Here is a 23,930-nt window from a genome sequence, read left to right on the forward strand (position 1 = left end):
ACTTATCCTAATTTAATTATAATACGGCATCAGTCAATAAGTCAAGCCTTTACACTATTTTTCAGGGAGGTTTGCCATGAACCGCGAACTCAGGCACGAACAGAACCGTGTGGATCTTGTAATGGGCACCATTTCCAAGGAAATCGGAAAGCTGGAAACAGAAACGGCGAGGCGTAAAGGTGAGGTCATTCAGATCAGGAGGCACTTCTGGGATGAAGTGAAGGTGAATACCGACACATTCGATGATTACCTGGAGACCATCATTGGCCTGCGGCAAGAAGCTCAGGCACTTTCCGTCAGCGAAGGTTCCCATAGGCATGCATCCCAGCGTCTGAAGGTACTTCAAAGAATGAAGGAATCTCCCTATTTTGGCCGGATTGACTTTACTGAGAGCGGTGAGTCAGCACCGGAATCTTTTTATATCGGGATTTCATCTCTTACTGATGCAGACGGGGAAGACTTTCTGGTCTACGACTGGAGGGCACCGGTCTCGAGTGTCTACTATGACTGCCAGCCGGGCCCGGCTGAATATTCAACTCCCGGCGGTGCAGTGCACGGCCAACTGGACGGCAAATGGCAGTATCTCATCCGGGATGGCGTCCTTCAATCCATGTTCGATACGAGTCTCACCATCGGGGATGAAATCCTCCAGGAAGTGCTCGGCAAACAGTCTGACAAACAGATGCATAGCATCGTTGCCACCATTCAGCAGGACCAGAACCGGATCATCCGGCATGATCATGGCAGATTGCTGATCGTTCATGGCGCCGCAGGAAGCGGTAAGACGTCGGCCGCCCTGCAGCGGATCGCCTACCTGCTTTATAAATACAGGGACCAGCTGAACGCAGATCAGATTATTCTTTTTTCTCCGAACATGATGTTCAGCAGCTACGTGTCCAACGTTCTGCCGGAGCTCGGCGAAGAAAATATGCAGCAGGTCACTTTCCAGGACTATCTGGAACACCGGCTGGGCGATGAGTTCGACGTTGAAAATTCCTACGGTCAATTGGAGTCCGTTCTGAGTACAGGAGATGCAGATGCCAAAAGTCTGAGGGTGCAGAGCATCCGATTCAAGTCATCTGTCCGTTTTATCGAGGTGATCAAATCCTATAGCGAATCGCTGAAATCATCAGGAATGCGCTTCAGGGATGTGACTTTCAGAGGACGGCCGATCATCATGGCTGAACAGATGGCAGAGCAGTTCTACAGTCTGGACCCTGCTCTTCGCGTGCATAGCAGGTTGGATAAGCTGAAAGAGTGGCTGCTTGGAGAGTTAAAGCACTTCCAGAAAGCCGAATGGAAAAAGCCGTGGGTCCAGGATGAAATCGAGCTTTTAAGTGAAGATGCCTATCACAAGGCTCACCGTTATCTTGCCGGAAAACGGGGCTACACAAAAGAAGCCGTCGCCGACTATGAAATGGAGCCCGAGGCGCTGGCGCGATTGGTCGTCCACCAGAAGCTGAAGCCACACCGACGCAAGATCCGTGAATATCAGTTCGTCGATTACAAAGCGATGTATGGTCAGCTGTTTGAAGAACCTTCACAGATTGGCCGGTGGACCAATGGGGAGACATCTGTGGAATGGGAGGACATTTGCCGGATGACAACCGATGTGTTGAAGGCGGGCCGGCTCTTCCATGAAGACGCAACCCCTTACTTGTTTTTAAAGGAACTGATCCTCGGTTTCCAGTCAAACAGCTCAATCAGGCATGTCGTCATTGATGAGGCCCAGGACTATTCACCGTTCCAGTTTGAGTTTCTGAAGCGACTGTTTCCTTCAGCGAAGATGACGGTGCTTGGTGACTTTAATCAGGCGATTTATTCCCATGCCGACGGGCGGACGGACTTTAGCGCATTGTCCGGATTATACGGACCTGATCAGACAGAAGTGGTCAATCTGACCCGGAGTTACCGGTCCACAAGGCCGATCATCGGATTTACCAAGAAGCTGATTCCGCAGGGAGATACCATCATTCCTTTTGACCGTGATGGAGAACGGCCATCGTTGGAGCAGGCCGGTGATTTTGAGGATTTGCACAGCCGCATCATCCTGAAAATCGATGAATTGCGGCGTCAGGGACATCAAAGTGTAGCTGTGATCTGTCAATCTGCCGCAGAAAGCCTGAATGCATACAGATCCCTTTCCGGCATCGATGGGCTCAAACTCATCAAGAGCGGAACTGGGGAATACGAGCAGGGAACCGTCGTCATCCCGTCCTATCTCTCCAAAGGGATCGAATTTGATGCGGTGATTATTTATAATGCTTCACGGGATGTCTATGGCGACGAAAGCGTGAGAAGACTTTTCTACACTGCATGCACGAGAGCCATGCATGCCCTTCACCTGTACAGTGTCGGGGAGCCGAGTCCGTTCCTTGAGGGAGCGCTGCAGGAAGGCGCCCTGCAGGTCTGATTCCCTCAATGAAACTTTCCGTCATATCGCCTTCCCAATAAAAAACGTGATCCGGGCCAATTGCCGGGATCACGTTTTTTGCTTTACTTGGCCGGTTTTGGCCAGATATGGTTTTGATCAGTTCCAGCCGCGCCCGTACTGGACAGGTGCCTGGATTTCCGCACCCAGTTCCTTTGCGGCGCGTCTCGGCCAGTATGGATCACGCAACAGTTCCCGCCCGAGAAGGACAAGGTCCGCGCGTCCGTTCTGCACGATTTCCTCTGCATGTGCAGGTTCTTCGATTAGACCGACCGCACCGGTCATGATGTCTGCTCCGTTCCGGATGGTCTCCGAGAACGGGACCTGGTAGCCGGGATATGCACTGATCCTCGCCGGGACCACCGCGCCTGAGCTCACATCGATGAGGTCGACGCCCTGTTCCTTCATCCAAGATGCCATCTGCACATAGTCTTCCGGCGTCATGCCGCCGTCGGTGTAGTCGCTTGCGGAGATTCGGACGAAAAGGGGACCGTCCCACACTTGGCGCACGGCATCGATGGTTTCCCGCACGATGCGGTAGCGATTATCTGCGCTTCCGCCATACCGGTCTGTCCGTCTGTTCGACAGCGGGGACAAAAACTCGTTGAGCAGGTAGCCGTGCGCGCCGTGGAGCTCGATCACATCAAAGCCGGCTTCCTTGGCCCGTACTGCTGCATCACGAAATGCAGATACGGTCTTTTTGATATCGTCTTCGGTCATTTCCTTCGGTGTCTTATAGCGGTCGCTGAACGCGATGGCGGAAGGGGCGAAGATATCCCCGTCGGTCTCCGATTTCCGGCCGGCATGGGCCAGCTGGATGCCCGCCGCAGCCCCGTGCTGCCTGATCAGGCTGGTGAGGTGCTTCAGCCCTTCGATATGGCCGTCCTCCCATATGCCGAGGTCTTCATTCGAGATCCGTCCTTCCGGCTGGACCGCGGTCGCCTCGACGATAAGAAGTCCTGCTCCGCCGACGGCACGCGACGGATAATGGACGAGGTGCCAGTCCTGGACCTTTCCGTCCTGTTCCGGACAGGAATACATGCACATCGGTGACATGACGATCCGGTTGCGGAGCGTCACGCCCCTGATTTCAAGCGGTTCAAACAGCTTTGCCATCCAATCACCCTTTTCCGATAGAATTCGTTTCCATTCTATCAATCGGGCCGGTCACTGTCCTGACGCAAGCTCACGGGAGCGGTTTTCGGCTGCCCGGATGCAGGAAGCGACAGCCTCGCGGAAACCGGCATCGTCGAGTGCGCGGATGCCTGCCGCCGTCGTGCCGCCCGGGCTGGTCACATGTTCCCTGAGTTCGGCCGGCTCGGCAGTCCGCCGTTTCAGCATCGCGGCAGCGCCTTCAAGCACCTGGACGATCAGGTCACGGGCATCCGGGCCGCAGAGTCCCGATGTCGTGGCCGCTTCTTCAAGTGCCTCGGCGAAATAATAAACGTAGGCAGGACCGCTTCCTGCCAATGCGGTAATCAGATGAAGCTCGTCCTCTTCGACTTCTTTCACGAGACCAATCGATCCAAGAAGCGAAAGAATATCTTGGCGGACTTTGTCGCCGATCGCGTCATTCATGGCGACGCCTGTTGCGGCAAGCCCGATCGATGCGGACGTGTTCGGCATGGAGCGGGCGACCGGCCGGCTGCCGAGTCCTTCCTCGAACAGGCTGATCGGGATGCCTGCCATCACGGAGAGCACGGCTGCGGACGGATGAAGCTGACCGGCAATTTCTTTCATCGCCTGGCGTGCATCCTTCGGTTTGGTCGCAAATACGGCAAGTTCCGCCTGCCCGATTTCCGGGTCGCCGCTTCTTACCGGCGTGATGCCGTACTTGTCTTGCAGCTCCTCCAGGCGGGTACGGTCCGACTTGTTCATGACGAACACCGAGGCGGGCTCCACGGCACCGTTCGATATAATGCCTGCGATTATGGCCTCCGCCATTGAACCGGCGCCGACAAATAGTACGTTCTTCATATCCGATCATCTCCTCCGGAAAAATAAAAATGCGCTTTCGTCCATTCATGATGTCCATCATGAAAAGGACGAAAACGCATCGGTTTCCGCGGTACCACCTTTTTTCGCCGGACTTGCCGGCGCAGCTCTTCCCCTTTAACGCAGCGGGATACGGCCATGTTTCCATGGCGGCTCGGAAGCAGGTTCGGGGCGGGAGAGGGGATGCGGCTCTCAGCCGGTGACCGCATTTTCTGTGCGCCATCACCGCCCGTACTGATCTTCGTCGGAGCGTCCGTTCATTTGATTAGTGCGATTATAGACATGCTTGGCTGCCAAAGTCAACAGGTGACGTGAGACAGGCGCTTGTGTAAAATGGATGAATGACCATTCATTTTCCGGAGGGGATCCGATGACTATCCATAAAATCACGATGCCGACGCCTTTTGCCGTCGGCGATGTCAATGCATTTTTGCTGAAGGGGGACGCGCTCACGCTGTTTGACGCCGGTACGAATACTCCTGAGGCTGCCGAAGCACTGGATGCCGGACTCAAGGCGGCAGGCTACCGGCCCGGTGATATCGAGCAGGTCATCCTGACGCACCACCATCCTGACCACAGCGGGCTTGTCGAACGTTTTGAACGTGCAAGCCTGCTCGGACACCGGTACAACGAACCGTGGCTGGTCCGCGACGAGGCATTTTTCGAGCGCCATGACCGGTTCTATCTGCAATGCCTCAAGGAAGAGGGCGTGCCGGAGTCCGATCATCACTGGGTGGGGAAGATGAAGCGTCCGGTGGAGTACATCGGTAAGCGTCCGCTTGACGGCATCCTCGGGGACGGAGTCGAAGTCCCGGGGCATCCCGGGTGGACGGTGATGGAAACTCTGGGACATGCCCAGAGCCATCTCGCCTTCTTTAATGAACGGGACGGGGAGATGATCGGCGGCGACCTCATTCTCGGAAAGATTTCTTCCAATCCGCTGATCGAACCTCCGCTCGACCCGGAAGAAGACCGCCCGCGGTCGCTTCTTCTCTATAATGATTCAATGCGCCGTGTGGCTGACCTTCCTGTCGAGCTTATCCATCCCGGCCACGGCGAAGAAGTCCGCGACATCCGGAAACTTGTCACAAAGCGGATCGGACAGCAGAGGGAACGTGCACATGCCGTTCTGGACATGCTTTCGGACGGTCCGAAGACAATCTATGAACTGACAAAGCGGCTGTTTCCCCACGCCTATGAACGGGAACTTGGCCTCACGCTTTCCGAAACGATCGGGCAGACCGACTGGCTGGTCGCGGAAGGGCTGGCGACGGAAATCCGGGACGGGGACGGTGTGCTTCATTATGAACAGGCGTAAGCGGGTACTTGTCACCGGGGCGACGGGCGGCATCGGACGTGCGATTGTCACCGGACTGCTCCTCGAAGGCCATCTGGTGCTGGCAACCGGACGCAACCGGGAAATCCTTGAAGAAATCCATGGAGAAGGCGCGGGCGTTATCCCGGCAGACCTGTCGACTGCCGAAGGCCTTGACCGGGTCGCGGCTGCTGCCGGCGCACCGGATGTATTCATCTCGGCATCCGGTGTAGGGGCGTTTCTCCATGCACACGAGCTGTCCGATGAATCGATCGACCGCATGATGGATGTGAATGCGGCTTCGCCGATGAAACTGCTCCGGCGGATCCTGCCGGGCATGATGGAACGGGGAAGCGGCCAGGTCGTCTTGATCGCTTCCGCAGCGGGGAAAGTGTCGACAAAAAAAGCCTCGGTGTATGCAGCGTCCAAAGCGGCCCTTCTCGGCTATGCCGACGCCCTCCGGCTGGAAATGGCCCCGTACGGCATCACCGTCACCTCGATCAACCCCGGGCCGGTTGACACCCCGTTCCTCGACATCGCCTCTCCGCTGTCGGGCTACAGGGAATCGATGGCAGGCTATCTGACGCCTCCCGGGAAAGTCGCCGAGGCAACCATCGGTGTGATCGGCCGTTCAGTGCGGGAGATCGACCTCCCGTGGTATATGTCGGCCGCTTCGCGGATGCATGGCATCGCTCCGGGACTCACCGAGCGGCTCGGACGGAATTTCTTTGAGAAGAAGTGAAGCGTAACAATCAAAGCTCTGACCCGTCTGATTTCATGAAGGGGTGATCAGATGAAGAAGTTGATGCTTGGTGCTGTTGCTGCTGTTTTTTTTGCGGCCTGCGGTACGGGTGACGGCGGAAGCGGCGGGGGAGCGGGACAGCCTGCACCGGACGAACTGTCGGTGCAGGTCGAAGATATGGAAGAAACAAAAGGTTTCATCACAGCCATTGATGGCGAACGGGTGCTGGTCAATCAGGTGTTTTACACAATAGATGAGGAAACTCATCTTGTCGGCATCGGTGACGGGGCGGAGCGGGAGCTGTCGATCGAAGATCTTGAATTGGGGATGCGGGCCGATGTCTATCATTCCGGCATGCTGGCCGAATCCTTTCCTGCTCAGGGCCATGCCACTGTATTCGCCGTGCCGAAGGACGGACAGTCACTCAGCCAGACGGAGGCATTCCAGGCGTTTATTGAAGCGGAAGGGGACGATTTCGTCATTCTCGGCAAGCCGGAAATCGGCAGTGAGACCATCCGGTTTGACTTCACGATGGTCACCGGGAATGAGTCCTACACGGTGGAACTGGATGTTGAAAGCCATGATTATACGCTAGAACCGAAACAGGATTGAGCGGCCTAAGGGCGGCTCTTTTAATTTTTCTGTCGATTGCATAAACATTTACTTGCACTGATGTTTATTACATGTTATGATTCTCTCATGAATAAAACATGTATATTATGAATAAACATACACGGAGGGATTCACTATGGGTAAGAAAGTCGTTCTCGCCTACTCAGGCGGTTTGGATACATCGGTTGCAATTGCATGGCTCAAGGAAAAAGGTTATGACGTTGTCGCGGTCTGCCTCGATGTCGGCGAAGGAAAAGACCTGGAGTTCGTCAAAAACAAGGCGCTTGAAGTCGGCGCTTCCGAAAGCTACATGATCGATGCGAAAAAAGAATTCGCAGAGGAGTTCGTCCTTACTTCGCTTCAGGGACATACGATGTATGAAAACAAATACCCGCTCGTCTCCGCGCTGTCGCGCCCGCTCATCTCCAAAAAGCTCGTCGAGATTGCGCACGATACCGGCGCGACTGCCGTGGCACACGGCTGCACAGGCAAGGGGAACGACCAGGTGCGCTTCGAAGTGTCGATCAATGCGCTGGATCCGTCCCTTGAAGTGATCGCACCGGTGCGCGAGTGGAGCTGGTCCCGTGAGGAAGAGATCGAATACGCGAAAGAACGCAACATCCCGATCCCGGTGAATCTCGACAGCCCGTACTCGATCGACCAGAACCTGTGGGGCCGCGCGAACGAATGCGGCATCCTCGAAAATCCGTGGATCGCGCCTCCGGAAGATGCCTACGACCTGACGGCTTCCATCGAAGACGCGCCGGACACAGCGGACGTCATCGAACTGGAATTCGTCAAAGGGGTTCCGGTATCGCTGAACGGGGAGAAAAAGGAACTGCATGAGCTGATCCTTGAGCTTAATGAACTTGCAGGCAAGCATGGCGTCGGCCGCATCGACCACGTCGAGAACCGCCTCGTCGGCATCAAGTCCCGTGAAGTGTATGAATGCCCGGCTGCAATGACGCTGCTGACGGCGCACAAAGAGCTGGAAGACATCACGCTCGTCAAGGAACTCGCGCACTTCAAGCCGGTCATCAGCAAGAAGCTGACAGAACTCATCTATGAAGGGCTCTGGTTCTCGCCGCTCACCAAAGCGCTCCAGGCATTCCTGAAAGAGACGCAGCAGTTCGTCAACGGCACGGTCCGCGTAAAGCTCTTCAAGGGCCATGCGATCGTCGAAGGCCGCAAATCGGACAACTCGCTCTATGATGAAAAACTCGCGACCTACACGAAGGAAGACGAGTTCAACCACGCCTCCGCAGTCGGCTTCATCGAGCTGTGGGGCCTCCCGACAAAAGTCCATGCATCCGTTAACAAGGCTGCCGAATCCGCGAAGCAGCCGGAGAAGGTGCAGTCATGACCGAAAAGCTCTGGGGCGGACGTTTCCAGAAAAGCGCGGAGGAATGGGTCGACGAGTTCGGCGCATCCATCGGCTTTGACCGGGAGCTTGTCCTGGAGGACCTGGAAGGCAGCACCGCGCATGTGAAAATGCTCGGCAAATGCGGCATCCTGACGCAAGACGAGACGGAAGCAATCCTCGGCGGCCTGGAAAAGCTGAAGAAACAGGCGAAGGCGGATGAGCTGGAATATTCTGTCGAGCTCGAAGACATCCACCTGAACCTCGAGAAAAAGCTGACGGATGACATTGGCCCGGTCGGCGGCAAGCTCCACACCGGACGCAGCCGGAACGACCAGGTCGCGACAGACATGCATCTGTATCTGAAGGAGCGCACAAAGGAGATCATCGCGCTTACCGAAGACTTCCAGAAGGCCATTCTCGAGCAGGCAGACGCCCATGTCGAAACGCTTGCGCCGGGTTATACCCACCTCCAGCGCGCGCAGCCGGTATCGTTCGCCCATCATCTGATGGCGTACTTCTGGATGCTCGAGCGTGACAAGGGCCGCTTCACGGACTCCCTGAAGCGTGTCGACCTGTCACCACTCGGCGCCGGAGCGCTTGCCGGGACGACGTTCCCGATCGACCGGCATTACTCGGCTGAGCTGCTCGGCTTTGCGGGTGTATATGAAAACAGCATGGATGCGGTGAGCGACCGGGACTTTATCGTCGAGTTTCTGTCCGCCTCGTCGCTTCTCATGGCGCATCTGTCACGCCTCGCAGAGGAGATCATCCTCTGGTCCAGCCAGGAATTCGGATTCATCGAGCTGGACGATGCCTTCTCGACCGGCTCCAGCATCATGCCGCAGAAAAAGAACCCTGACATGGCGGAATTGATCCGCGGCAAGACCGGGCGCGTGTACGGCAACCTGGTTGGCCTCCTTACAACGCTTAAGGGCCTGCCGCTCGCCTACAACAAGGACATGCAGGAAGACAAGGAAGGCATGTTCGACACGGTCAAGACTGTCACCGGCTCGCTCCGCATCTTCGCGGGCATGATCCGAACGATGACTGTGAACACGGACGTCATGGAACAGGAAGTCAGCAAAGACTTCTCCAATGCCACCGAGCTCGCCGATTACCTGGCGGCCAAGGGCATGCCGTTCCGTGAAGCGCATGAAGTGACCGGAAAGCTCGTCTTCACCTGCATCCAGAAAGGCTGCGTCCTGAAGGATCTGTCCCTTTCCGACATGCAGCAGGAAAGCGCGCTGATTGAGGAGGACATTTATGATGTCCTCGCACCGGTTGCGGCCGTCCGCCGGAGAAATTCCTACGGCGGCACCGGATTCGACCAGGTGCGCGTGCAGATCGAAAAAGCCGGGGAGCTCCTCGGTGAAGCAACCACAAAATAATATTTGATGATCCGGACCGGAACGCCATCGTGCGTTCCGGTCTTTTCGTTCCTGTTCATCCGGCCAGGGCAGATCCCGCTCCAACCGTTTTTTAAAGGCACTCGCGGCTGATGGGACATACTCGTCCTGTCTTCCCGAATATTAACCCGCCTTTTTTCATCCCATCCCCTCGATTTCCCGAAATTGCCGTTGAATGATTGCATCCGGTTTGGCTATACTGAAGGAGGGGAACATTTGTTCTATATCGAATAAATCATCAAAAAGGAGGATGCGCGCATGTATGAGGGCCTGCCGGACCGGAAAATCATCTGCCTGGATATGCGGAGTTTTTATGCAAGCTGCGCGGCGGCGGATGAGGGGCTGGACGTTTTAAAGGAGCCGATCGCCATCATCGGGGACCGCGACCGGAAAGGGAGTGTCGTCCTCGCCGCCTCACCCCGGCTCAAACGGGAGTTCGGTGTCCGGACTGGGCACCGGCTGTATGAGATCCCGGATGATCCGGCGATCCGGCTCATCGAACCGAAGATGGGCTTCTACGTCCGGGTGTCGATGGAGATTACCCGCCTCCTTGGCGAATACGTGCCGAAGGAGGCGATCCATGTGTACAGCATCGACGAGGCGTTCGTCGACCTCGGCGGGACGGAGCGGCTGTGGGGGCCGCCGGAGGAGACCGTGAGGCGGCTCCGGGACCAGCTGCTTGCCCAGTTCCAGATGCCGGCCGCGATCGGCATGGGGCCGAACATGCTCTTGGCGAAAATCGCCCTTGACCTCGACGCGAAAAAGACCGGGTTCGCCAAATGGACGTATGAAGATGTTCCCGGGAAGCTCTGGCCGGTCGCGCCGCTGTCAGGAATGTGGGGGGTCGGCCGCCGGATGGAGCGCCGGCTGAACGGCCTCGGCATCTTTTCCGTCGGCGACCTCGCCCATGCCGACCTGAAGCTGCTGGAAAAGGAGTTCGGCGTCATGGGCAACCAACTGTACCACCATGCATGGGGCATCGACTTGTCGGAGCTCGGCGCACCGCTCATCGCGGGACAGGTCAGCTACGGGAAGGGCCAGGTGCTTTACCGCGACTATGTGAAGCGGGAGGATATCCTCGCCGTCATCCTGGAGATGTGCGAGGACGTGGCGCGGCGGGCGCGGGAAGCCGGCCGTGCCGGCCGCACCATCCACCTGTCCGCCGGCTACAGCGAAAACGCGTATGGGGGCGGCTTTTCCCGGTCACGCTCGGTGGAAACGGCAACCAACTCGACGATGGCGATTTACCGGGTGTGCACCGCGCTTCTTGATGAGTTTCACGACGGCCGCCCGGTCCGGCGGCTTGCCCTCTCGCTGTCCAATCTGGAGGAGGAGCATTCCATGCAGCTCAGCCTGTTCGAGACGCGCAGCTGGGAGGAGCGCAAGCTCGGCGCCGCCATGGATGCGATCCGGTCCAAGTACGGCCCTGCCGCGATTCTGAGGGCCGTCTCCTATACGGACGCCGGGACCGCCGTCGGCAGGGCGAAGCTGATCGGCGGCCATAAGATGTAAAGTTGTCTGCGGCACCGCAGATGGGCGCCGCGGCCGGATGACGGTTTCGTCATTGGAGGCGCCCGATTTCATCATTCGGCGACGAAATCTCGTCATTCGCGGCCCCGATTTCGTCATTCGCAGGTAAATGACGAAACTGGCGCCTCCAATGACGAGATCAACAGACCCAATGACGAGACCGGACAGCAAGTGCAAGTCGTCCGGCAACCGGCGACAACATTAAGAAGGAGCGTGATGCGGATGATCCGCGACAGAGGGAACATCAAATGGACGGCGATGATGTTGCCGGAGCACCTGAAGCTTTTGAGGGAATGGCAGGAAGAGGAGGGCAGGCGGGAGCCGCTCGCCCCGGATCCCCAGCAGATGGAGGAGTGGGACCGGATGCTGCATGAAGCGCTCGAATACGGAGGGCTTCTTGCCGTCTCCAGCCGGACACCGGGCGGGGATGTGTGCTGCACGGGGGCGGTCCACCATTTCGATCCGATTTCGGGAACCATCCGGATGGTCGGCGCGGACGGGGAACCGGCGGTCATCCGGACTTCGGATGTCACCGGTATTTCAGTATCCGGATAATTTGCATTCCGGCACTTCTCGAATTTCAGAACATTTGCTACACTGGATATCGGCCCAAATACAGAAGGGAGAACGGGATCCGTGAATGTGTTCATGCAATTGGGATGGTTTTTCAAAGAACGGAAAAAGCAGTACTTCATCGGCATCCTGATGCTGCTTGTCGTGGCCGTGCTCCAGCTGCTACCGCCGAGGATCATCGGCTATGTCGTCGATGAAATCCGGCTTGGCACGCTGACGGGAGCGGGGCTCGGCAGATGGCTTCTGATCCTTGCAGGAGCGGCGCTCGCGATGTATGTGCTCCGCTACTACTGGCGGGTCATGATCTTCGGCTCGTCGGTGCTTCTCGGGCGGCGGCTCCGCAGTGAGCTGTTCGCCCATTTTACGAAGATGTCTTCCTCGTTCTACCAGCAGCGCCGTGTCGGCGACCTGATGGCGCATGCGACCAATGACATCCGCGCCGTCCAGCAGACAGCGGGGCATGGCGTGCTGACGCTCGTCGACTCGGTCACCACGGGCGGGGCGGTCATCATCGCGATGGCGGTGACGATCGACTGGAAGCTGACGCTCATTGCGCTTCTCCCGATGCCGCTCATGGCCGTGCTGACCAGCTGGTATGGCAAGCTGCTGCACGAGCGCTTCAGAACGGCACAGGAAGCCTTTTCGGATCTGAACGACAAGACACAGGAAAGCATCGCCGGCATCAAAGTCATCAAGACGTTCGGCCAGGAAAAGGAGGACATTGAGGACTTCAGAAACTTGTCAGCGGATGTCGTGGCGAAAAACGTCCGCGTCGCCAGGGTGGATGCCCTGTTTGATCCGACCATTTCCCTGATCGTCGGCATGTCCTTTTTCCTGTCGATCATCTTCGGCGCGCGCTTTATCATGAGCGGTGACATGACGCTCGGGGACCTGATCGCCTTCAACGCGTATCTCGGTCTGCTTGTCTGGCCGATGCTCGCATTCGGCTTCCTGTTCAATATCGTCGAACGCGGCAGGGCGTCCTATGGCCGGATCCGTGAGCTCCTGTCCGTCCGGCCCGACATCGGGGATAAGGACGGAGCGGCGGATCTGGCACCCGGAGGGGATATCACCTTCGACATCCGTGAGTTCCGGTTCCCCGAAGACGGGCGCCCGGCACTCCGTGACGTCCGGTTCACACTGAAAAAAGGGGAGACGCTGGGGATTGTCGGCAGGACCGGTTCCGGCAAGACGGCAATCCTCAAGCTGCTCCTGCGCGAGTTCGAGGGATACGACGGTGAGATTACATACGGGGGCAACCCAATCACCGATTACCGCAAGGAACGGCTTCTCGAAGCGATCGGCTACGTGCCGCAGGACCATTTCCTCTTCTCGGCAACCGTCCGGGAAAACATCGCGTTCACTGACGTGGATGCGCCGTTTGATGAAGTCAGGGAAGCAGCCAGGCTCGCGCACATCGATGAGGATATCCTCGGATTCGCGGAAGGCTATGACACGGTCGTCGGCGAGCGGGGCGTTTCGCTGTCGGGCGGCCAGAAGCAGCGTATCTCCATCGCGCGCGCCCTGCTCATGGAGCCGGAGCTGCTCATCCTGGATGACTCGCTGTCCGCGGTGGATGCCCGGACGGAGGAGGCGATTCTTGCTGCCCTCAAGGAAACACGCACGGAGGAGACGACAATCATCACCTCCCACCGGATGAGCGCCATTCAGCATTCCCACCAGATCATCGTCATGGAGGATGGCACGATCGCGGAGAAGGGCACTCATGAGGAATTGATGGCACTGGGCGGGCTTTATCATGAGATGTACCGGCTCCAGCAGCTGGAAGCACTCGTCGAACAGGGAGGGGATGCATGATGGAAGCACCTGAACAGCAGAAACTGAGCGGGCGCGACCAGTGGCGCGTCCTCATGCGGCTGCTCCGCTACATCCGCCCGCACAGGGGGGCGGCCGTGGCAGCCCTCCTCCTGCTCGGACTGACCGTACTCGGGGACATTCTCGGGCCATATCTCATCAAGACCTTCATCGATGATTACCTGACACCGGCCAACTTCCCGGAACGTCCGCTCATGATCCTTGCCGGTGCCTATCTGGGCATCCTCGTGCTGAACGCGGTGTTCGGCTATGTCCAGCTTCTGAAATTCCAGGAGATCGCGTTGCGCATCGTCCGCCAGATCCGGATTGATGCGTTCACGAAGGTGCACCGCCTCGGGATGCGGTATTTTGACAAGACGCCGGCTGGAGGCACCGTTTCCAGGGTGACGAACGACACCGAAGCGATCCTCGAGATGTTCGTCGATGTGCTTGTCGGCTTCCTGCAGAGCAGCCTGCTCATCATCGGTGTCTACATCGCGATGTTCGTGCTTGATGTCCGGCTCGCAATGCTGTCACTCCTCTTGCTGCCGCTCATCTTCCTCATCATGTGGATCTACCGGAAGTATAGTTCCGAGTTTTATCAGGACCTCCGGGAGCGGCTGAGCCAGCTAAACGGCAAAATCGCCGAATCCCTGAACGGCATGGGTATGGTCCAGGTGTTCAGGCAGGAAAAGCGGTTCAGGGAAGAATTCGGGGAGATCAATGACAAGCACTACGAGGCGGGCATGCGCAACATCAAGCTGGACGGACTGTTGCTGCGCCCCGCAGTTGATATCGTCTACGCACTCGGAATCATCCTGCTCCTGTCCTACTTCGGAATCACATCGTTCAGCGAACCTGTCGAGATCGGGGTCATCTATGCGTTCGTGACCTATATCGACCGGTTTTTCGAACCGATTAACCAGGTCATGCAACGCCTGTCGATCTTCCAGCAGGCCATCGTCGCGGCTGACCGGGTTTTCCGCCTCATGGACGATCCGGAACTGGAACCGGCACAGCCGCAGGCAGGGGAATCGCGAATCGATGAAGGGAAGATCGAGTTCAGGAATGTCTCCTTTTCCTATGACAGGGAAAACGATGTTCTGAAAAACATCAGCTTCACCGCCAATCCCGGGGAGACGGTGGCGCTTGTCGGCCACACGGGTTCCGGGAAAAGCTCAATCATCAACCTGCTTATGCGCTTCTACGAATTCGAACGGGGCGAGATCCTGATCGACGGCAGGCCGATCAAGTCCTTTCCGAAGGCGGAGCTCCGGGAAAAGACCGGACTCGTCCTGCAGGATCCATTCCTCTTCTACGGAGACATCGGGAGCAACATCCGGCTCTTTGATGAGTCGATCGATCCCGGCGAGGTGCGCGCGGCTGCCGAATTTGTCCAGGCGGACCCGTTTATCCGGAGCCTGCCGGACGGCTATGATCAGAAGGTGACGGAGCGGGGTTCGACCTTCTCGGGCGGACAGCGGCAACTGATCGCATTTGCCCGTACGATGGTCAAGAAACCAAAGATCCTGATCCTTGATGAGGCGACGGCGAATATCGATACCGAGACTGAAGTCGCAATCCAGAAAGGCTTGGAACAAATGCGGAAAGGCCGGACGACGATCGCCATCGCGCACCGACTCAGCACCATCCAGGACGCGGACCTGATTCTCGTCCTTCATCAGGGCGAGATTGTGGAGCGCGGTACCCACCGGGAACTCCTGGCAAAAGGCGGCCTTTACCACAAAATGTTCCGTCTCCAGAACGGCATCCTGGAAGGAAATGAAATCAGCTGATCGGAAGCAATGCCGAAAAAACGAATAACCCAATAAGCAAATGGCAGCGGTCCACCGCCTGCCATTTGCTTATTTTGTTCACTATCCGCTTCTTTCCGGGTGACATCCTTTCCGCATGCGGGAATATGTTATAAAGACAACAAACTGTCACAGACAGGAATGGCGAAAACCCCTGCGGATTCTGATAGTATAAGGACAGCAACAGAAAGGGGGATTGTCGTGTCGGCAGACCTCAATATCCTACTGGCATTCGGAGCGGGCTTCCTCAGTTTCATCTCCCCGTGTACGCTGCCGCTATATCCTGCATTTATCTCTTACATCACGGGCATGTCACTCGATGACCTAAAATCGGACGAGAGAAAAATGTCGAAGAGCGGGATCCTGCATACAGTCTTTTTCCTGCTGGGCTTCTCGGCCATTTTCATAGCCCTCGGATTCGGCACTTCGTTCATCGGTTCGTTTTTCGTCAGGTATGATGATCTGCTCAGGCAGATCGGCGCCATCTTCATCGTTGCATTTGGCCTGATGATTGTCGGGCTCCTGACGCCGGAGTTCCTCATGAAGGAGCGGAAGATCCAGTTCAAGAACCGGCCGGCCGGCTATTTCGGCTCTGCGGTGATCGGACTGGCATTCGCTGCGGGATGGACGCCGTGCAGCGGCCCGATCATCGGTGCCATCATCGCATTGGCCGGGCAGAACCCAGGGTCCGGCATGTGGTATATGCTCGCCTATGTATTCGGTTTTGCGATTCCGTTCTTTATTTTGTCTTTCTTTATCACGAAGCTTGCCGTCATCCGGAAATACAGCAACATCATCATGAAAATCGGCGGATGGGTTATGATCTTTGTCGGGATTCTCCTGTTCTTTGACGGTATGACGATGATCATCGGATGGCTGAGCCCGATCTTCGGCGATTTCCAAGGGTTCTGATATCATGAAGACATCAGCATTGCCGCAGGAGAGGAGGGATTCGGCAATGGAACAAATCCATACTTTCGATGAGTGGATCGAAACGCTTGAGGGGGAAGGTACACTTCTCCTCTTCGTTAAGACCGACCACTGCTCGGTCTGCGAAGGCCTGCTTCCGCAGGTCGCCGCCCTTGAAGAAGAATACGCATTTCCTTTTTATCTGACCAATGCCGCCCAAGTTTCTGAGTTGGCGGGACAGCTGTCCCTCTTCACCGCACCGGTCGTTCTCCTGTTCAAGGAAGGCCGGGAGTTCGCCCGCTTTGCCCGTTTCGTCCCGATGGCGGATCTGAAGCACCGGATGGACGAACTCGAGCAGGCGGGTGGACAGTATGAATGACTTTATCAACCGGATATTCACCGATATTCCCGCGCCCATCCTGATCATCGGCTCCACGGTGATCTTTGCGATGGCGGGTCTTGGCGCGGTGATCATGCGCTCAAGGGCCTCGAACCGCCCTGCAAGCGCCAAAAAGATCATCCTGCCCCCGGTCATGATGTCGACGGGCGCGCTCATGTTCCTTTTCGAGCCGTTCCGCGTCGCCTGGCCGCATGTATTCGAGGCGCTGGCTGTCGGAGCCCTGTTTTCAATCCTCCTTATCCGAACATCCAGGTTTGAGGAAAGTGGAGGGGAAATCTATCTGAAGCCCTCAAAGGCATTTATTTTCATTCTTGCCGGCCTGCTCATCTTGAGGGTGGCCGGAAAGCTGGTCCTCAGCAGCACAATCGATGTCGGAGAACTGGCCGGGATGTTCTTCCTTCTCGCGTTCGGCATGATCCTGCCATGGCGTATTGCCATGTATCTGAAATACAGAAAGCTGCAGTCCCGCATCGGGGCGGCAGCATGAAAAACCGCCATCCCGGTCAATTCCGGAATGGCGGTTTTAAATTTACTCTGCAGATAAATGATGATTTCCGCTCAAGCACCATCCAGCTCCAGCGCCCAGCAACTCGCAAACTTCACCCTCCTCCATTGCGATCAGTCAACATCGGCTCGTTCCTCACCGTGTTTCCTTTATCTCATTGCGAAGGGCTCCAGTTTGTCCGTTGCTGAACAGGCGCTTGCGCTTTTGTCATCAATCCCTGCTGAACTGGTACAGATTCCTGTACGGCGTATCATCAATCTGCAACTCTTCCAGCTTTTTCTTGAGGAATTTATGGTCACGCTTCGGTGTCGCGAGGATATAGCCGCGGATAATATGGTCGAACTCAATCCGTTTCGCCTTTTCGCGAAGTGCAAGCTGCCCGATCCTGCCGGCAATCTTCTGCTTGGCGACCGGCCGGAACAGTTCCGGCACCGGGGACACGAGCTCGTTCAGCATTTCCTTGGACTCAGGCGTCCACAGATGAAGCGATTTATTGACATAATACTCTTCCCAGTCGAGCGTTGACCGTCCGTCTTCCTTCGGCAGGGCTTTCAGGAACTTGCGGAACATGAAATATCCGCCGATCGCGAATAGGCCGATCAGGACAACCGCCCAGAACAGGATAAACCAGAGAAACCAGCCTTCCAGCAACACTCTCACCTCTTTTGCATTCTCCAACAATTATAAGGCCGCGGCCGATATTTTTCACCTCCGTTGTATTCTTTTCACCAAACTGCCCTATGTAACGGGTGAAAGGGGGGAGAAAACATGGCAAACATCGTCTTCAAAAACGCATCCATCCGGCTCCACTTTGACGCCGGCCTGGACGGGGATGGCAAGCCTGTGGTCAAGCTGAAAACGTACCGGAATGTGTCCGGATCGGCTGACGCGGCGTCCCTGGCTGCTGCGGTAAGTGCGCTCGGAGGCTTGTCGGATTACCCGTACATCGCAGCGGAAAAGATTGAGACTGCAGAAATCACGGAATATTGACCGCATCATCAGACGGATAAGAGAAAGGGGGAAAGAGAATGAACGAGACACTGGAACTTGTATTCAAGACGGCCGGAGGGAAGCGGATGACCCTCACTGTGGACAATCCCAGGGAAGGCCTCACGGAAGCGGAGGTGCGCCAGGCGATGGACGAAGTCATCGCAAGCGGCGTATTCGGCACGGACGGGCATCCGGCCGAATCGACCGAAGCCGCCCGGATCGTTTCCCGCGGCGTGACGGATATCATCACTGCGTGATCCACGGTTCCCCGGCAAAGCCGGGGAACCTTGTTTTGGTTGGGGAAATAACGGAAAGGAGGACGCCTTAATGCAGGAGTGGATGACGTTTATCCAGGATCTCGGATTCCCCATCTTCGTATCGTTTTATCTGATGCACCGGGTGGAGACAAAGCTGACCGCCATTCATGATGCACTCGTGTCGCTGAAGGCCGGATAGTTCATCGGATTGTCGGAAAACCGGGGCAACTGATGTTGAAGGCAGAACCGGTATCCGATAAGATGAGAGATAAATGATGAAGCAAAGGCGGTATTGCTGATGAAGAAACTCACGGCAGCAGCGGCATTTTTCATCCTGGCTGCGCTCGTGCTCGGAGCGTGCAACGCAGGGAAATTCGAAGGGGATTTCTCATGGGATGTTAAGCCGTTTGAATACACGAACCAGCACGGGGAACCCGTCTCGCTGGAAGACCTGGAAGGCCAGCCATGGCTCGCGCAGTTTGTCTTTACCAATTGTACATCGGTCTGCCCGCCGATGATGTTCAACATGGCGGAAGTCCAGGATCACCTGGCTGAGGCAGGCGTTGAAGATTACAAGATCGTTTCATTCAGCGTCGATCCCGAATTCGACACACCGGAAAAGCTGCAGGAGTATCTGGATACCTTTGAAGTCTCGGATCAGTCCAAATGGGAGATGCTGACGGGATATACCATGGATGATATCGCCGACCTGGCGGTAAAGTCATTTAAAGTTCCGGTCATCGCACCTCCGCAGGATTCGGACCAGGTCACCCACGCTTCCTCGTTCTTCCTTGTGAACCAGGAAGGAAAAGCAGTCAAGAGTTATGATGGTTATATGGAAGTCCCGCATGATATCATTGTTGAAGACATGAAAGCCTTGATCAAGGCGAGATCCTGAAAAAAAGCCGGCGCAAGCCGGCTTTTGCCGTGGAAGGGGAACTAGGATGGGCAAACGGTTAAATATGAAGAGCAGGCGTAAACGACTGCGAAAAGGCGGATGCCTCATTGCTGCATTCATCTTTCTTATACCTTCACTGATTGTTGTCTATATGATGACGGCCCTTTTCTGGTCAGTGATCCGGGACATTCCGTTTATCCGAGAGCTGAATGACTATGCCGCCCATACGCCGGACAGGCTTTTCGACATCCAGGTGCCGGAGAACTACGTGCCGCTCTATAAAGAAGCAGCGGATGAATATGGAATTCCGTGGACGCTTCTTGCCGCCCATCACCGGGTGGAGACCCGTTTCAGCACGATGGATCCGCTTGTTTCCCCGGCAGGCGCGGAAGGCCATATGCAGTTTATGCCATGTACATGGGTGGGCTGGTCGCACCCGAGCTGTTCCGAACTTGGCAGAGGGGACATCCCGGAAGATGTGAAGACTGATCCGGAAGCCATCCGATCCTACGGGGGCTATGGACTCGATGCTGATGGGGACGGGAAGGCGGATCCCTTCAGCCTGAGCGACTCTCTCTACAGCGCCGCCAGTTACCTTTCCAGGAACGGGGCGGCAGAAGGGGAGCTGGAGCAGGCAGTCTTCCTTTATAACCATAGTGAACGCTATGTGGAGGAAGTCATGTCGTTCTACAGGGACTACGAGGAACGATCAGATGAAATCACAGGAAAATGAAGGCATACAAAAAGAGGACCGTTTCCGGCCCTCTTTTTTGTTTGTTCAATTAAGCTCTGCGCATAGCTTTAAGAATAAAGCTGACGACGAACACAAGAATCAGTGCGCCGATCAGTGCAGGAATCAGGGCGATGCCAGCAACATCCGGTCCAAAGTCACCGAATAGTGCACCACCGATCCAAGCACCGATGATACCTGCAATGATGTTGCCGATGATGCCACCAGGGATGTCTTTCCCGAGGATCATACCGGCGAGCCAGCCGATGATTCCGCCTACGATCAGATACATTAAGAATTCCATGTTGCCTTCACTCCTTCTAAAATTTTTATAATGCCGTTACAGTACTTTATATATCCAAAAGTGTTCGGGCTAAAACCTAATATGCCCCAATCAAATACAAAAAACCTTAGAAAAAGATGGATTCTGAATGATTTAAATATTGAAATATCAATCTCTTTCCTTTATAATCGAGAAAAGCAATAAGGAGATGGACGCGATGGACATGGAACGGATGAAGGTTCTTGACCGCCACGCATTTCTGTTTGCCCTGGTGCACAGTCTGTTCGTCGTTTCCCTTGCCTATGACTTTCTCAGCTTCTACTGAAGCCAAAAAAACACAGATGGAAATCCGGTTATTCGTATGGGTGGCCGGATTTTTCATGTATTCGAAAAAGTAACGAACGAGTCAAAGAGTATCATTTACTGAAGCGGAATGTTCATTTTCTGAATGGTTCCGTCAAAAGTGATTCGTTTTCCTTATATCCTTCAATCAACATAATGTAATTTACTTATCGGACAGGATTCGATAAGATAAGGGAGAGAAAAGTGGATCCATCCGTCTTTTCACGCAGAAATAGAGGAGGAAAAGCAATGGCTAAGAGCACGCAAAAAGTTAAAAGCAATCTGCACAACAGCCGCCAGTCATTCGAGCTGAATGGCAAGACGTACAACTACTACCGTCTGAAGGCTCTGCAGGATGCAGGCATCGCTGATGTATCACGCCTGCCTTACTCCATCAAAGTGCTGCTGGAATCTGTCCTTCGTCAGCACGATGGCTATGTTATCAAAGATGAACACGTTGAAAACCTTGCAAAATGGGGCACGGATGTAGACCCGTCCGCGGAAGTGCCATTCAAGCCTTCCCGCGTCATCCTTCAGGACTTCACAGGTGTTCCGGTCGTCGTCGACCTCGCTTCGATGCGCCAGGCGATGGCGGATCTCGGCGGAAACCCGGATGAGATCAACCCTGAAATCCCGGTCGACCTCGTCATTGACCACTCCGTCCAGGTAGACCGCTACGGCTCGAATGAAGCACTCCGCCTGAACATGGAACTTGAGTTCGAACGCAACGCAGAGCGTTACCAGTTCCTGAACTGGGCACAGAAGGCCTACGATAACTACCGTGCCGTACCTCCGGCAACAGGGATTGTCCACCAGGTTAACCTCGAGTACCTCGCAAGTGTTGTACACGAAATCGAAAACGAAGACGGCACATTCGAAACGTATCCGGATACGCTCGTCGGAACCGACTCCCACACGACGATGATTAACGGGATCGGCGTTCTCGGCTGGGGCGTAGGCGGTATCGAAGCGGAAGCCGGCATGCTCGGCCAGCCTTCGTACTTCCCGCTTCCGGAAGTCATCGGTGTCAAGCTGACTGGCGACCTTCCGAACGGCGCGACGGCAACTGACCTTGCACTCCGTGTCACACAGCTTCTCCGCGAAAAGGGCGTTGTCGGCAAATTCGTCGAGTTCTTCGGCCCTGGCGTCGCACAACTTCCGCTTGCGGATCGTGCGACCATCGCCAACATGGCACCTGAATACGGCGCAACTTGCGGCTTCTTCCCGGTTGACGAAGAATCCCTCAACTACATGCGCCTGACAGGCCGTGAAGAAGAACATATCGCAGTCACGAAGAAATATCTTCAGGAAAACGATATGTTCTTCACTCCAGACAACGTGGACCCGACATATACAGACACGGTCGAACTCGACCTTTCCACAATCGAGCCAAACCTTTCGGGCCCTAAGCGTCCTCAAGACCTCATCCCAATGTCCCGCATGAAGGAAGAGTTCAACAAGGCGATCACGGCTCCGATGGGCAACCAAGGCTTCGGTCTGAGCGAAAAAGAAATCGACAAAAAAGGCACAGTCGAGTTCGAAGACGGCCGTACAGTCGAAATGAAGACCGGTGACCTCGCGATTGCAGCGATCACATCTTGCACGAACACGTCGAACCCTTACGTTATGCTCGGCGCCGGACTCGTTGCGAAAAAAGCGGTCGAAAAGGGCATCCGCCCGCCGGCATACGTCAAGACGTCGCTCGCACCAGGTTCGAAAGTCGTTACAGGCTACCTCGAATCCGCAGGTCTCAACACGTACCTTGACCAGATCGGCTTCAACACAGTCGGCTACGGATGCACAACGTGCATCGGTAACTCCGGTCCGCTTCTTCCGGAAATCGAAAAGACGATCATGGACAACGACCTGCTCGTATCCTCCGTCCTTTCGGGTAACCGGAACTTCGAAGGCCGGATCCACCCGCTCGTCAAGGCAAACTACCTGGCTTCGCCTCCGCTCGTCGTCGCTTATGCCCTCGCAGGCACAGTGAACATCGACTTCGAGAAAGAGCCGATCGGACGCGCTGCGGACGGAACGGACGTCTTCCTGAAAGACATCTGGCCATCCACTGAAGAAGTGAAGGCTGAAATCGAGAAGACGGTCACACCTGACCTCTTCCGCAAAGAATACGAACATGTCTTCACGGAAAACGAGCGCTGGAACGCAATCGAAACAACGGATGACTCCCTGTATGACTTCGACCCAGAGTCGACTTACATCCAGAACCCGCCGTTCTTCGAAGGCCTGTCGAAGGAAGCAAGCCCGATCCAGACGCTTGCAGACCTCCGCGTCATCGGCAAGTTCGGCGACTCGATCACGACTGACCACATTTCCCCTGCAGGCGCGATCGGCAAAGATACGCCGGCAGGCAAGTACCTGCGTGAGCGCGGCGTAGAGCCACGCTACTTCAACTCGTACGGTTCCCGCCGTGGTAACCACGAGGTCATGATGCGCGGTACATTCGCGAACATCCGGATCCGCAACCAGATCGCGAAAGGCACAGAAGGCGGCTACACGACTTACTGGCCGACCAAAGAGATCCTGCCGATCTATGATGCAGCGATGAAGTATCAGGAAGACGGTACGGGCCTCGCGATTCTCGCAGGCAAAGACTACGGCATGGGCTCTTCACGTGACTGGGCTGCGAAGGGCACAAACCTTCTCGGCATCAAGACAGTCATCGCCGAAAGCTACGAGCGTATCCACCGTTCGAACCTCGTCATGATGGGCGTACTTCCGCTCCAGTTCATGAAGGGCGACAGCGTGGAATCCCTCGGCCTGACAGGCGAAGAGGCGATCAGCGTCAACCTCACTGACAACGTGAAACCGCGCGATGTCCTCACGGTCACTGCGACTGCTCCGGACGGCTCCGTCAAGGAGTTCCAGGCACTTGCACGCTTCGACTCCGAAGTGGAAGTTGACTACTACCGCCACGGCGGCATCCTTCAGATGGTTCTCCGTAACCGCCTGAAAGCCAACTGATCAAACTGAGTGACCAACAGCCTGGAGAGGACATCCTC

23 protein-coding genes are annotated in these 23,930 nt (G+C 55.9%); 19 read left to right on the forward strand and 4 right to left on the reverse strand.

Annotated elements, in window-relative coordinates:
- Window positions 1-76: 76 nt before the first annotated feature.
- Window positions 77-2,413, forward strand: coding sequence for an RNA polymerase recycling motor HelD (helD, locus tag AC6CHQ_RS08280; RefSeq protein ID WP_498081315.1), 2,337 nt, complete (start codon window positions 77-79; stop codon window positions 2,411-2,413).
- 117 nt (window positions 2,414-2,530) lie between these two features.
- Here the strand turns inward: helD and namA are convergent, their stop codons facing one another.
- Window positions 2,531-3,547, reverse strand: coding sequence for an NADPH dehydrogenase NamA (gene namA / locus AC6CHQ_RS08285; RefSeq protein WP_498081316.1), 1,017 nt, complete (start codon window positions 3,545-3,547; stop codon window positions 2,531-2,533).
- Between the two features lie 51 nt (window positions 3,548-3,598).
- Complete coding sequence (gene proC, locus AC6CHQ_RS08290) at window positions 3,599-4,408, reverse strand: pyrroline-5-carboxylate reductase (protein ID WP_498081317.1); 810 nt, start codon at window positions 4,406-4,408, stop codon at window positions 3,599-3,601.
- 388 nt (window positions 4,409-4,796) lie between these two features.
- Between proC and AC6CHQ_RS08295 the strand changes: the two genes are divergently transcribed.
- The 12 genes from AC6CHQ_RS08295 (at window position 4,797) to AC6CHQ_RS08350 (ending at window position 17,392) form a co-directional block, all read left to right on the forward strand.
- Window positions 4,797-5,744, forward strand: a complete 948-nt coding sequence (locus AC6CHQ_RS08295) for an MBL fold metallo-hydrolase (RefSeq protein WP_251240188.1) — start codon at window positions 4,797-4,799, stop codon at window positions 5,742-5,744.
- The gene (locus tag AC6CHQ_RS08300; protein ID WP_251240189.1) at window positions 5,731-6,483 is read left to right on the forward strand and encodes an SDR family NAD(P)-dependent oxidoreductase; all 753 of its coding nucleotides are present in this window, start codon (window positions 5,731-5,733) and stop codon (window positions 6,481-6,483) included. Before AC6CHQ_RS08295 ends, AC6CHQ_RS08300 begins: the two co-directional genes overlap by 14 nt.
- Before the next feature lie 51 nt (window positions 6,484-6,534).
- Window positions 6,535-7,095, forward strand: coding sequence for a hypothetical protein (locus tag AC6CHQ_RS08305; protein ID WP_251240190.1), 561 nt, complete (start codon window positions 6,535-6,537; stop codon window positions 7,093-7,095).
- 136 nt (window positions 7,096-7,231) lie between these two features.
- Window positions 7,232-8,458 (forward strand): argininosuccinate synthase, encoded by a 1,227-nt coding sequence (locus AC6CHQ_RS08310; protein ID WP_092051070.1) that lies wholly within the window; start codon window positions 7,232-7,234, stop codon window positions 8,456-8,458.
- Window positions 8,455-9,846, forward strand: a complete 1,392-nt coding sequence (gene argH / locus AC6CHQ_RS08315; RefSeq protein WP_251240191.1) for an argininosuccinate lyase — start codon at window positions 8,455-8,457, stop codon at window positions 9,844-9,846. The genes AC6CHQ_RS08310 and argH overlap by 4 nt, the downstream gene beginning before the upstream one ends.
- Window positions 9,847-10,122: 276 nt before the next feature.
- Window positions 10,123-11,376 carry a Y-family DNA polymerase gene (locus tag AC6CHQ_RS08320; RefSeq protein WP_498081318.1) on the forward strand — a complete coding sequence of 418 codons (1,254 nt, stop codon included), beginning with the start codon at window positions 10,123-10,125 and terminating at the stop codon, window positions 11,374-11,376.
- A gap of 240 nt (window positions 11,377-11,616) precedes the next feature.
- Window positions 11,617-11,949 (forward strand): YolD-like family protein, encoded by a 333-nt coding sequence (locus AC6CHQ_RS08325; protein ID WP_177168296.1) that lies wholly within the window; start codon window positions 11,617-11,619, stop codon window positions 11,947-11,949.
- Between the two features lie 81 nt (window positions 11,950-12,030).
- Window positions 12,031-13,785 (forward strand): ABC transporter transmembrane domain-containing protein, encoded by a 1,755-nt coding sequence (locus AC6CHQ_RS08330; RefSeq protein ID WP_251240195.1) that lies wholly within the window; start codon window positions 12,031-12,033, stop codon window positions 13,783-13,785.
- Window positions 13,785-15,578: an ABC transporter ATP-binding protein gene (locus AC6CHQ_RS08335; protein WP_092051063.1), complete on the forward strand. Its 1,794-nt coding sequence runs from the start codon at window positions 13,785-13,787 to the stop codon at window positions 15,576-15,578. The genes AC6CHQ_RS08330 and AC6CHQ_RS08335 overlap by 1 nt, the downstream gene beginning before the upstream one ends.
- Window positions 15,579-15,797: 219 nt before the next feature.
- Window positions 15,798-16,508, forward strand: a complete 711-nt coding sequence (locus AC6CHQ_RS08340) for a cytochrome c biogenesis CcdA family protein (RefSeq protein ID WP_092051062.1) — start codon at window positions 15,798-15,800, stop codon at window positions 16,506-16,508.
- A gap of 46 nt (window positions 16,509-16,554) precedes the next feature.
- Entirely contained in the window at window positions 16,555-16,884 is a 330-nt protein-coding gene (locus tag AC6CHQ_RS08345; RefSeq protein ID WP_092051060.1) for a thioredoxin family protein, read from the forward strand.
- Window positions 16,877-17,392 (forward strand): CcdC family protein, encoded by a 516-nt coding sequence (locus tag AC6CHQ_RS08350; protein WP_498081319.1) that lies wholly within the window; start codon window positions 16,877-16,879, stop codon window positions 17,390-17,392. The genes AC6CHQ_RS08345 and AC6CHQ_RS08350 overlap by 8 nt, the downstream gene beginning before the upstream one ends.
- 228 nt (window positions 17,393-17,620) lie before the next feature.
- Here AC6CHQ_RS08350 and AC6CHQ_RS08355 read toward each other — a convergent pair whose 3' ends face one another.
- Window positions 17,621-18,061: a DUF2621 domain-containing protein gene (locus AC6CHQ_RS08355; RefSeq protein ID WP_177168294.1), complete on the reverse strand. Its 441-nt coding sequence runs from the start codon at window positions 18,059-18,061 to the stop codon at window positions 17,621-17,623.
- Between the two features lie 117 nt (window positions 18,062-18,178).
- On the opposite strand from AC6CHQ_RS08355, the gene AC6CHQ_RS08360 reads away from it, so the two are divergent.
- The 5 genes from AC6CHQ_RS08360 to AC6CHQ_RS08380 all read left to right on the forward strand — a co-directional run bounded on the left by AC6CHQ_RS08360 (window position 18,179) and on the right by AC6CHQ_RS08380 (window position 20,288).
- The gene (locus AC6CHQ_RS08360; protein ID WP_251240198.1) at window positions 18,179-18,400 is read left to right on the forward strand and encodes a DUF1659 domain-containing protein; all 222 of its coding nucleotides are present in this window, start codon (window positions 18,179-18,181) and stop codon (window positions 18,398-18,400) included.
- A gap of 38 nt (window positions 18,401-18,438) precedes the next feature.
- The gene (locus AC6CHQ_RS08365; RefSeq protein ID WP_251240199.1) at window positions 18,439-18,657 is read left to right on the forward strand and encodes a DUF2922 domain-containing protein; all 219 of its coding nucleotides are present in this window, start codon (window positions 18,439-18,441) and stop codon (window positions 18,655-18,657) included.
- A 70-nt stretch (window positions 18,658-18,727) separates the two neighbouring features.
- Window positions 18,728-18,856, forward strand: coding sequence for a YvrJ family protein (locus AC6CHQ_RS08370; protein ID WP_008298335.1), 129 nt, complete (start codon window positions 18,728-18,730; stop codon window positions 18,854-18,856).
- A gap of 99 nt (window positions 18,857-18,955) precedes the next feature.
- Window positions 18,956-19,555 (forward strand): SCO family protein, encoded by a 600-nt coding sequence (locus AC6CHQ_RS08375; protein ID WP_498081320.1) that lies wholly within the window; start codon window positions 18,956-18,958, stop codon window positions 19,553-19,555.
- Window positions 19,556-19,601: 46 nt separating this feature from the next.
- On the forward strand, window positions 19,602-20,288 hold the full coding sequence (locus AC6CHQ_RS08380; RefSeq protein ID WP_498081321.1) for a lytic transglycosylase domain-containing protein: 687 nt from the start codon (window positions 19,602-19,604) through the stop codon (window positions 20,286-20,288).
- A 49-nt stretch (window positions 20,289-20,337) separates the two neighbouring features.
- On the opposite strand, the gene AC6CHQ_RS08385 is transcribed toward AC6CHQ_RS08380, so the two are convergent.
- Entirely contained in the window at window positions 20,338-20,589 is a 252-nt protein-coding gene (locus AC6CHQ_RS08385; RefSeq protein WP_008298338.1) for a GlsB/YeaQ/YmgE family stress response membrane protein, read from the reverse strand.
- Window positions 20,590-21,159: 570 nt separating this feature from the next.
- Between AC6CHQ_RS08385 and acnA the strand changes: the two genes are divergently transcribed.
- The gene (gene acnA / locus AC6CHQ_RS08390; RefSeq protein WP_498081322.1) at window positions 21,160-23,892 is read left to right on the forward strand and encodes an aconitate hydratase AcnA; all 2,733 of its coding nucleotides are present in this window, start codon (window positions 21,160-21,162) and stop codon (window positions 23,890-23,892) included.
- Window positions 23,893-23,930: the final 38 nt, after the last annotated feature.

This window comes from Bhargavaea sp. GQ12, from assembly GCF_059758705.1.